Source organism: Actinoplanes sp. 13 (assembly GCF_056134165.1).
The window spans coordinates 127,415-137,607 of sequence record NZ_JBVYOQ010000013.1; the positions used below are offsets into that span (position 1 = coordinate 127,415).

General features: G+C 66.6%; 10 protein-coding genes and 1 pseudogene. 10 read left to right on the forward strand and 1 reads right to left on the reverse strand.

Annotated elements, in window-relative coordinates; translation table 11 throughout:
* Window positions 1–11 precede the first annotated feature (11 nt).
* A pseudogene (locus tag AC0NH5_RS24540) lies at window positions 12–155 on the reverse strand (IS5-like element IS4811 family transposase); the annotation flags it as partial.
* 682 nt (window positions 156–837) lie between these two features.
* Between AC0NH5_RS24540 and AC0NH5_RS24545 the strand changes: the two are divergent.
* From AC0NH5_RS24545 to AC0NH5_RS24590, 10 genes are all read left to right on the forward strand, one after another.
* Window positions 838–1,101, forward strand: a complete 264-nt coding sequence (locus AC0NH5_RS24545) for a GlsB/YeaQ/YmgE family stress response membrane protein (RefSeq protein WP_474407896.1) — start codon at window positions 838–840, stop codon at window positions 1,099–1,101.
* Window positions 1,102–1,353: 252 nt separating this feature from the next.
* Complete coding sequence (locus AC0NH5_RS24550) at window positions 1,354–1,749, forward strand: ATP-binding protein (protein ID WP_474407898.1); 396 nt, start codon at window positions 1,354–1,356, stop codon at window positions 1,747–1,749.
* Window positions 1,750–1,892: 143 nt separating this feature from the next.
* A complete protein-coding gene (locus tag AC0NH5_RS24555; protein WP_474407901.1) occupies window positions 1,893–2,456 on the forward strand; it encodes a histidine kinase dimerization/phospho-acceptor domain-containing protein in 564 nt (187 codons plus the stop codon).
* Window positions 2,457–3,274: 818 nt separating this feature from the next.
* Window positions 3,275–4,357 (forward strand): hypothetical protein, encoded by a 1,083-nt coding sequence (locus AC0NH5_RS24560; protein WP_474407903.1) that lies wholly within the window; start codon window positions 3,275–3,277, stop codon window positions 4,355–4,357.
* Between the two features lie 827 nt (window positions 4,358–5,184).
* Window positions 5,185–5,865, forward strand: a complete 681-nt coding sequence (locus tag AC0NH5_RS24565; RefSeq protein WP_474407905.1) for a hypothetical protein — start codon at window positions 5,185–5,187, stop codon at window positions 5,863–5,865.
* Between the two features lie 32 nt (window positions 5,866–5,897).
* Window positions 5,898–6,884 carry a nucleotidyltransferase-like protein gene (locus AC0NH5_RS24570; RefSeq protein WP_474407907.1) on the forward strand — a complete coding sequence of 329 codons (987 nt, stop codon included), beginning with the start codon at window positions 5,898–5,900 and terminating at the stop codon, window positions 6,882–6,884.
* A 119-nt stretch (window positions 6,885–7,003) separates the two neighbouring features.
* Window positions 7,004–7,918 (forward strand): S-4TM family putative pore-forming effector, encoded by a 915-nt coding sequence (locus tag AC0NH5_RS24575; protein WP_474407910.1) that lies wholly within the window; start codon window positions 7,004–7,006, stop codon window positions 7,916–7,918.
* A gap of 213 nt (window positions 7,919–8,131) precedes the next feature.
* The gene (locus AC0NH5_RS24580; RefSeq protein ID WP_474407911.1) at window positions 8,132–8,395 is read left to right on the forward strand and encodes a hypothetical protein; all 264 of its coding nucleotides are present in this window, start codon (window positions 8,132–8,134) and stop codon (window positions 8,393–8,395) included.
* Window positions 8,396–8,762: 367 nt separating this feature from the next.
* Window positions 8,763–9,341, forward strand: a complete 579-nt coding sequence (locus AC0NH5_RS24585; protein ID WP_474407913.1) for a TetR family transcriptional regulator C-terminal domain-containing protein — start codon at window positions 8,763–8,765, stop codon at window positions 9,339–9,341.
* Window positions 9,342–9,466: 125 nt separating this feature from the next.
* Complete coding sequence (locus AC0NH5_RS24590) at window positions 9,467–10,069, forward strand: DUF4865 family protein (protein ID WP_474407916.1); 603 nt, start codon at window positions 9,467–9,469, stop codon at window positions 10,067–10,069.
* Window positions 10,070–10,193 lie beyond the last annotated feature (124 nt).

A 10,193-nucleotide genomic window follows, 5' to 3' on the forward strand; every position in this document is an offset into this window, starting at 1 on the left:
TGCTTGTTCGCTCGGCTGAGGCGGCGGGTCATAAGGGTGATATTCGCCCAGGTGATGTGAGCTTCAGAGTGCTCCGGCAGGCGTTCGCGGAAGTTGCGGCGGGCGCGCACCTGCCAGGACAGCGAGCGCTCCACGATCCACCGGCGTGGGAGCACGGTAATGAGCAGGCCTTGGTGTCCACCACGACGTGCCGCTTGCTCCCATCATCTTGAGCCACCACGACTCGTGGCCTGTTGATGCCAGTTGAACTCTCTAGGCACACGCTTAGTGTGCACGACTAGCTCAGGGATGCTGCCGGCAAGACGCCCAATGACGGCGAACTACATGCGCCAGCTCGCCCACCCTGAATTTGCGCGCAAGCGGCGATCATCAAATTCAGAGTCATAGGCCAGTCGCTTCTCGCCGAGGAGACGCGGAGCCAGTAGGGCGAGTCCGGCGACTGCCCGCCGGGCAGACTGAGGTGAATCTACTGCGACACGGCCGGCGTGGTGCGAGTCCATGGGATGCCAGACGAGACCGAGCTCGGGCGTACCGATGCTGGGCTGCTGGTTGTCTTTGTCCTGGTGCCCGCCAGGTGGTCTCGGCGCGCTCGTTCGGCAGCGCCGTCGGCCTCACGCCACTGCGGCGTGCTCGCGGTGCGGTGCCCGCCTGCGTCCGGGTACGCGATGGGTCGGCGGTCTGTTCGTGTGGCACCGGGCTGCGTTGCCGTACACAGCCGTAAGACCGCGAGGCGGGGTGTTTGGCGGTCGCGCGCTGAGGAAACAATCGTGGCCGTTGAACCCCCCCGGTACTTCACGGGCATCCGCAGCACATGGACACTTCACCGAAGGGCACGTCATGTCGTTCCTCTGGGCCATCATCGCCGGATTGATCATCGGTCTGATCGCACGCGCGGTTCTGCCGGGCAGGCAGGACATCCCGATCTGGTTGACCATCATCCTGGGCGTGCTCGGCGCCATCATCGGCAACGTCATCGCCACTGCCCTGGGCGTCAGGGACACCGGCGGCATCGACTGGATCCGCCACATCGTCCAGATCGCCGCCGCCGCCGGTCTGATCGCCGTCGTCACCCCCCTGTGGGCGAAGCGCGTACGCCGGTAGGCACCCCAGCACGCCAGCCCACGTGAGGGGCAGAGCGGAACGATCCGCCTGCCCCTCACCCCTGTCTGTCCCGTCCCGGCGTGATCCGCCCTCCGGGGGGTGCCCGGGTCTCTGCTTGACGCCATTGCCGGTAACGCCGGCCGTCGTGAGCGCGAGCCTTGATGGCGACACCCGGCGTTGGAACGGTGTGGCCGGGTACAGAACTCAACGACTGCTGCCGATCACGCTGGAACTCCAGGAGGTGCCAGGCCGATGAGCGCCCTCGTTGCGCACCTGGACGTGCTGCCGGGCACCGGCGCGGCTGCGGCCGCCAGGACCGCTACCCGGTCCGTGCTGCAGAGCTGGGGTTTCACCGACGCCGACTGGGTGTACGACGCGACGGTGGTCATCAGCGAACTGGTCGCCAACGCCGTCCGCCACGGCGGCGGAATCCTGGCCCTGAGTCTTCATGCCGTGCGGGGCCGTGTCACGGTGACCGCCGCGGACCGTACCGCGACCCCACCACGCCAGCGGCGCGGCGACCAGACCGGCGGACGTGGCCTGGCCATTATCGACGCCCTGTCCCGTGCCTGGGGGGTGCGGCCGTACGGCGCCGGAAAATGCGTCTGGGTGCTCCTGCCGGCAGTACTGCCGGCCAGCACGTTGTAGCCGGTCCGGGCGCGGCCACCGGCGTCAGGCTGACACAGTGCCGCTGCAAGGTCGGGCTGTGCTCATGTCAGGGCGCGCTCTGCCGATGTTCGAGGTCCACGCCGATGCGCAGGCCCTGAGCCTGCTGGGATCTGGGAGCATTCATGCAGCTTGTTCATGCCCGCGGGTGGCGGCTGTCGCAGGTGCCACATGTGGATGGGCAGGACAGCTGTCACCGGCTGTACCGGGACCGATTCTGGGTCAGCGACCGCCGGGCCGGCGAGCTTGCGGAGCAGCTGGCCGAGCATGAGCTCTGGGCCGACGAGTTCACGCCCGCGACCGTGCAGTGCTGCGTGATGGTGGATCCCGGTTCGAAGATCGCGTGTCTTCGGCCCGCCGAAGTCGTCGACGGGCAGGCCCACCTCCCGCTGTGCGAACTGTGCCGGCAGGCGCTGGCCGCGATGGAGGGCTTTCCGGGCCAACGTGACATGCAGGCGGCGTCGGCGGCGGTGCCGCACCTGACCGCGATGTGGCTCAGTTGCGGCGATCACGATCGGCGGGAGCTGTCGCACCACATTCGCCATCCGGTCGCGAAGATCCTCGGCTGGGCGGAGATCCTGCACGACGACGACACCGTGGACCCGGTACACGCCCGCCGGATGCGAGTGATCTACCAGTGCGCGCAGGACCTGCAGCGGCTGCTCGACAACGTAGCCTCACCGCTCTGACCAGGGCTAGACCGCGCCCATGCGCCCAGTTCGGCCGGGCCGGGCCTGGCCGGCGGGCAGCGAGATCGTCAGGTACGCCGTCTCACGGCCGGTCTTGCCCTTGACCGTACGGGTGCGGGCGATCCGGACGGCTTGTTGCGCGTGGGGAATCCCAGCCCGCCCGGGGTCACGACGGTGAGCGCCTTGACCGTGCGGGTCTCCTTATCGCCATCGCCGTGACCGCTCTCACGGGCCTGCGCCCCGATCGTGACCTGCGCCCAGGGAAGGCCCTTGACATGGGGATTTCGTTGGACCTCGCGGCGATCTGCACCTGGGCGAGCACGATGCCGGTGCTGGTGTCGTACGCGCTGAGCAGATGGACCTGGCAGCCGTCGGCCAGCCGGGCACCACGCTCGACCTTGCCGTCGACGGCGACGACCAGGCGCCACCAATGCCCGGCGGCCCGCCCCGGCGTTGTCCGGCTCCGTAGCCATCGGGGCCAGGACCTGCGACGACACAGTGATGTCGATACGGATCAGCAGCCGCCACACCACCCGCGGAGCACGATCGACGTCAGAACCGGATGTCGAGGGTTCAGGCAGGAGGCTTCATCGGGACGGCAGCGAAATGCAAGGTCAATTCTCACTGTGATCACGGCGGACTCGCCGACCGAAAGTGTTAACCCTGTGGTGTCGATCTTCTCGCGCCCTTATGATTGCCGAGTCGCCGGCCTCGGGCGGGGAGTTCTGATGCCGTTTCGTAAACGTACATCTCGGTTCGCGCCAACGGTGATCGTCTTGGGTGCACGAGGAAGTGGAAAAACTGTTTACCTCGCTGCCATGTTCGATCGGCTGTGCATCGCACCGCCCGAGACAGGCTTCTATCTGAAATGTCCGCGGGAGCAGCGCGATCTCTTGCATCGACGATGTCGGCAACTGGCTGAACCGCACGGCGAGTGGCCCGCCGCGACACCTACCAGCGAAGTCCGCGAGTACACCTTCGACTGCCGCGCGCGACTGCGGGACCGCGAGACCGCCCAGCCGAGGCACGACGAGGACACCCTGTTTTCGCTGCGCTATCTCGACTACTCTGGCGAACTGCTGGAGCCGCTCTGGTCGGAGGCCGACGGCTTCTCGGAGAATTGGCAAATGCTTGAGGACCGCATCGGGCGGGCATCGGCGAAGCTCTGTCTGCTAGGCGGTGACATGCTTGACCGCCGGCTCAGGCACGAGGAGTCCGGCATCGACTATATCGACAACTTCTTGCCGGGGATCCTTGATGTCGGTCAAAAAGGTGTGTGCCCGGTGCATCTCGTCATTACGAAGTGGGATGTTCTGTGTCCGCCAAACGCTGAGGAGAACGGTCGCCTGAGTGAAGTCTCCGAGGCCTTGATGCAGTTGTCGAACTTGCACGATTTGATCACCGGATGTCAGGGCGAGCGCGTCATCCGGTTGATCCCGGTGAGTTCGGTCGGACACGCGTTCGTCGAGATCGACGGTGGCGTGCAGCGTAAGCGGACAGATCCGCGGGTCCGGATCAGCCCGCGCGATGTGGAGGTGCCGTTCGCCGCCGTCCTTCCGGACATGGTGGAGCACCTGGTCGCGGAAGTGTTCGCCGGCGAAAGACGCCGCCGCCGGATGCACCGGGCTCTCGTCCGGATCGCCGAAGGCGCGCGTTCGGTTCCCGTGGACAGGGTCGTCAACGAGGTGATCTGCCTCGTCGCTCGGAAGTTCAGCCGGCGGGGGTTCAAGACCCCTCCCGTGGTCGTGGAAGCGGCGGTTCGCCGCCTGGAAGACGTGGTTCGCAAAAGCGGGCAGCTCGCCGGTCGGTACGTCGCAACGAACCATGTCTTCAACCGCCTGGAACGGGTCCTCCTCGACCTGGAGGACCGCCTACCGGCCTCGGTGCTCGGCCGTGTCTAGCCTTGCTGCGCCGTTCTTGGTCGCCGCCGGTCGCCGCCGTGGGCAACGCTCGATTCTCCTGCCGGACTGGCTGGCCGAACGCCGCCTCGGCGCCACGGTGCGCGACAGCGTGGACCTCGAGCATCGGGGCGACCGAGTGCTGCGCCGTCCCCTTCCGCACCCCACTGCCGAAGGCTCGACCTCGTGCTACCGCAGCTGCGTCATACGCGAATCCGACCTCGCTGCCCGCTCCTGGCTGGCCTCGGGACCGGTCTCCGGCGCTCCGGTCCGTGATCAGTTTCAGCGACCGATAAGGGCGGCCTACGGGTTGATCATTCGGTCCGCCGCTGGGGACACGGCGCGCCTGGTCGAGCGTGACATGCAGATCGCCTGGCACTGCCGGCTCGTTGCCTATCGCCGGTACCTCGCCGACAAACTCACCTTTGGGCAGCTCTGTTCTCTGCCGCTGCGATGGGACGCGGCTGTGCTCGGCCCCGAGCAGACATACGCCGCCGGGCGAGGCCGCTCCGGGGGAGGATCGCGAGCGCACTGTCGGCTCGGCCGGGGCATACCCCGGCGGGATGTCTCCGGTGAATGCGTCGCAGGCATGGCCGATCGCCCTGCTCGATCCCGATACGAGACGTCCGCGGCCCATTGTGCTTCCGCCGGGAATGGACGGGGCGAGGCTGGCATCGATTCTTCGTGGCATCGCGGATCCGGTCCCGAGTGGTCCACCAGCGTGGCTATGTCTGCTCGAGACGTCCGCCGATGCCCCACTTGTTCTGGTGTATCGCTGTCGCGAAGTGTCCTCGGCACACCTTCCGACTTCCCCATGGTTCGGACCCGACATGTCTGCGGCCGTGCGTCCGGGGGAGGGCAAGCGGCCGCTCACCGGTGTGGTGGTTCCGGAGCCGGAAGCACCTCTGCTCCAGGAGGCGGATCTCGATGCGGCGTGGGCGGCAGCGTGCGGCGCGCTGGCAGCGCGGTCGCCGACCGTGATCCCGGACGCTCGGTGCCGTTGCGCCGGCGTGACCCCGTCTGAAGACGAGAAGGGAGCGACAGTGTTCGCATGGTCGCGTTGGGGGTTCGGTCGCTCCAAAATGCAGGAGCTCATTCGTCAAGCCGACATCATCATGGCCGGTGTCCACTCCCGGGCGCTGTCACTGGCAGATCTGCTCGAGTCCGCCCACGGATGGCACGTGACAGCCGAGGCGTCGAACCGGTATGCCGGGCTGACCGGGGCGATTGCGGCGGCTCGCGCGCACCCGCTGCTGCGCAAGTGCCTGGATGCTGGCACGAGGCATCACGGTACGGCAGCCCGGCACGGCGAGCTGCGGGAGTTCGACCTCAACGCGGCATTGTGCTCGCTCGAGGGTGAGGCTCGTGCGGTTCTCGCCATCCTGGGTATAGCCGGACCGCCGGCACCGGCGAACACCTCCGTCGGCCGATACGGCGCCCGCGCCTTCGAGCGGTACTGCTTCGGCCCGTTGACCGTCTGGAACCAGTGGAGGCGTCAGCTCGATCCCTGAGCGACCCACCCGTGACAAGAGAAGGGCAAGGCATGCTGAACCGATTCCGGCGAGCGCCGGACTGGGCCGCTCTGCCCGACGTCAGGACCGCGCTGGAACGCTTCGGAATCATCCGCGGATTCCTGGCCGATCGACTGGCGTTCCTGGGATTTCCGCATGACATCTATCTTCAGGGGTCCGTTGCCACGCAGATGGCGACCGGCCATGAACTCGATCTCGATGTGGTGGTCGAACTGCAGCATCCCCTTGCGCTTGACCTACTCCTCAAGCCCCACCGCGAGGGCTGGGTCAGTCCGGACGATCTGCGTGCGAACACCATGCTCGCATCGATGTCCGCATACGCGGATGTGACAGTACCGGCTCCCGTCATGACGTACCAGGCCGCGTTAGCGACATACTGGATATCGTTTCGCCAGGCGGTGGAGACTCAGCTCCGAGCACGATTCGGTAATGCCGTTAGCCTCAGTGCGGGAGGTTACCTCAAGCTGCACGACCCGGCCCGAGTGATGCCCGACGAAATCATCGTCACCCAGTCGGTCGTCGGTGCGGGCCTACCGGCCGGTTCATTCGTCATGTGGGAGGCTCCGGCCTGGACGGTCCTTCTCGGCAACTCACACGAGCACTTGAGGAACACCCACTTGAAGGATGCACGGACCGGCGGCGCCTATTGTGGACTGGTACGCCTTCTCAAAGCCCAACGTCAATTCAACGGACAGACCGTCTACCATCGGATTGTTCGGAATAATCTGCTTTCCTACTTCATCGAATGCCTGTTGTACAACGCTCCGGACGAGTATTTTGACAGGAGACCCCTTGTCTGCCTCGACCGGGTTTCCCGATGGTTGCTGGAGTACTGCGAGGCGGCGGCCAAGAGCCGGTTCGACGTCGATCTCGTCATGCCCAACGGGCTGGCGGCGTTCAACCAGCTGACGGCGAGCCCGTTCACGCTATGGCTGGAGAGCGGCAATGCCATGGTGTTCGCCTTGCACGCCGAGGCTGTCGCCCGGCGCCTTCGATAGGTCTCGGCAAGCAAGACCATCGGCCGACATCGGAACATCCACCAAGCGAATCGATGACGTGGCTGCCTGACGGCACATGTGCCGACCGGACCCCTGTGCGAGTGCAAGGATGACGCCAGATGCCCACAAGACGTCCGGCCATCGCGGCCCTACAGAACAGCAAGCGGGCCCTGACCCTGCTTGCCGCCCAGCGACGCCTGTACTCCGACGCCAAAATCATCCACAATGCGCGCCTCGTTGTCGCCCTCGTCGGTGCGGTCGGTGGCGTGGCGGCCGCGCTCGCCCTCCCGCAATGGCGTACTCCGATCGGCGTCACGACCGGCTTCATCCTGCTGACCCTCAGCGTCCTGGGTGGCGCACGGGAGAAACGTAAGATCAAGGAAGCCTCGTCGGTGCAGGAAGAGCTCGACGTGATGTTGTTTCAGCTGCCCTGGAACGAAATGTGCTCCGACAGGCCCACCGTTACGGTGATCACGGGCGCGGCGACACGTTTCAAAGGCGACACAAAAGAGCTGGAAGACTGGTATCCCGACACCGGTGACGTGCCTTACCCGATGAATGTGCTGATCTGCCAGAACAGCAACCTCGGGTGGGGAGCGACCACGCACCGCGCCTGGTCCGCGGTCCTGACCGCGGCACTGCTGCTTCTCGTATCGCTGTCGGTGGCGCTCTCGATCGTGAGCCGCTTGGACTTCATCGGCGCACTAGTCGGAGTGTTCTTCCCTCAGATCTCTCTGCTGAAGGAATTGTTAGAGAACTTTCGCGCCAATCTGGAAGGCGCTAACAGCAAATCCGCTGCCGAAAGCAAAGTCCTCGCCCACTGGCGGCGTGGACTGTCCGACCCCGCCGACGTCACGGCCGGAGACTGCCGCATGGTACAGGACAAAATAGTGCAGTTCCGGCAAAGCAACGCATCGGTCCCGGACTGGTTCAACAGCGTCCTGGCCAAGCATCTGAACAACGCGATGCGCGTCACCGCCGCACTCATGGTCCGCGAGGCCCAGGACGCCATAATCACCCGGCGCCAGCCTTGAGAGATTGCGTCCCGAGTCGTGTTCCTCGGAGGTCTATGTGACCGAGCAGGATCCGATCTGGTCGACTGTGCCGGCAGTGCAACCGTGATCCGAAACTTCTCGGCAGCGCTGTTCCAGCTGTTCGACCTGCTTGGGCTGGCACTTGTTCGACTCGTACTCTCCCGCGATCAGCTCCGTTCCCGCCTGCCGGCGGGAACTCGCCAGGGGACTCCGATGCTCGCCGAGACGATCAACGCCCTCACGAACCACCTGCGGGCCGAGCAGAGGGCCGGCCGCATCCTTATCCTTACCGGCGTGGCACCGGCCGCCTTGGCGCACGCGATCATCGGCACCGGTCATCTGCTGTTCGAAGGAGAGCTCGGAGGGTTGCCAGACGAGTCCGCGGTCGACGAGGTCGTCGCGACCATCCCCGTCGGGGCCGAGCCCGGCGCCGACGACTCCTCCGAGCGGTGCGCCGGTTCCCCGCCGTCGGCATGAGCGCTCCGCCACCGACCGGCACCCGGCCCGCAGCCGTGCCGAACGGCATCAGCATCTGCACCGACGCGGTCCCGGCGGGCAGCTCCGGAAACGCTTCTCACCCGCGCGCCCCGGCCGGGACCGGATCCTAACCACTGAGCAGGTCGCGACTACGCGTTGACGGATGTTCACCGAAGGAGGCCGGCGACCTCGAGACCAGGAGTGATCGGCCAGTCAGTCGCATGGCCGGGTGTGCCGGCGGCGACATCTGGATGATTCGCGTCTTCGCGGTTGCGAGCATACATACTAGTAGGTATGTTGAACCGAGTCCTCGGCGTCTCGGCACTTCAAAGCGGGAACTCACATGCGAAAAGGCGGTGGTCACGGCATGACCGGCAAGGACGCCCGTACGCGGCTGGTCGAGGGCATGGCGGACCTGTTGTGGGAGCGCGGCTACGTGGGCACCAGCCCGTCGGCTGTGCTCCAACGCGCCGGGGTCGGACAGGGCAGCCTGTACCACCACTTCACCGGCAAGCAGGCCCTGGCGGTGGCCGGTATCGGGCTCAACGCCGACACCCTCATGCAGGCGGCGCGGGACGCCCTCGACGGACCCGGCACCGCCTACGAACGGCTCGAGCGTTTCCTGTTACGCGACCGCGACGTGCTCCGCGGATGCCGCATCGGCCGGATGGCGCAGGACCCGGACGTGGTTGCCGAGGACCCCCTGCGGCAGCCGGTGGCCGACGCGCTGGCCTCGGTTCGCGGGGCGATCGCCGCGGTGATCGAGCAGGGACAGGCCCGGGGCGAGCTGGCCCCCGGCATCGCCCCCGACGACCTCGCGGGAACCATCTTGGCCACGCTTCAGGGTGGGTACGTGCTCGCGCGCGCCGAACTCGACGCGGAGCGGTTCACCGCCGCTGTCCGGGGTCTGCTCGGGCTGCTCCGCGGCCTGATGATCGCCCCGTGATCGTCAGCCGTCAGCATCCCTCCCGGCCCGCGCCGGCCTCGGTGCAGGAACGCGACGCCCGAGGCGGGGCCGCTGTCCGGGAGCCGGTCAGCGCCGACGACTACCCGAAGGACTGAGAACCACCCATGCTCGCGATGCAGTACGAGATCACCCTGCCCGCCGACTACGACATGCAGGTCATCCGCGACCGCGTCGCCGCGACCGGTCACCTGCTCGACTCGTACCCGGGGTTGGGGATGAAGGTGTTCTTGATCCGCGAACGCGGCGTCGACGGCTCCACCGCCAACCAGTACGCCCCGTTCTATCTCTGGGCCGACGCGGCGGGTGCGGCGTCCTTCCTCTGGTCGGGTGCCGGATTCACCGCGATCCTGCGCGACTTCGGCCGACCGGTCGTGCAGACCTGGATCGGCGGCACGGCCCATCAGAGCCCGGACTGGCATGTTCCTCCCGCGTATGCCGTGCGGCAGAAGACCGCGCTTGCGGGTGATGCCGACCTGGTGGAGATCGCCCGCTCGACGGACGCCCGGCTGGCCGAGGCTGTCGCGGCAGGCGAGACCCAGCTGGGGGCGTACGGGATCGACCCGCGCACCTGGGAGCTCGTCACCGTCACCCTGCACGAGCAGCGCCCCACCGAGGTCCCGGAGGCCGCTGAGTTGTTCCAGGTGTTGCACGCCGCGGCGCCGGAACGTGGACAGCTGCCCGACCGGGTGGAAAACCGCCTGGGGTAGAGCGATGACCTACCGTCGTGCCCCGGGGACGCATTTGACGTCCGGATCGGCAGGCCGTCCGGGCGAATGATCCTGTGGATGTACATTCCCTGCTGAGATGAACTCAGTGAGCATTGGCGAGCAG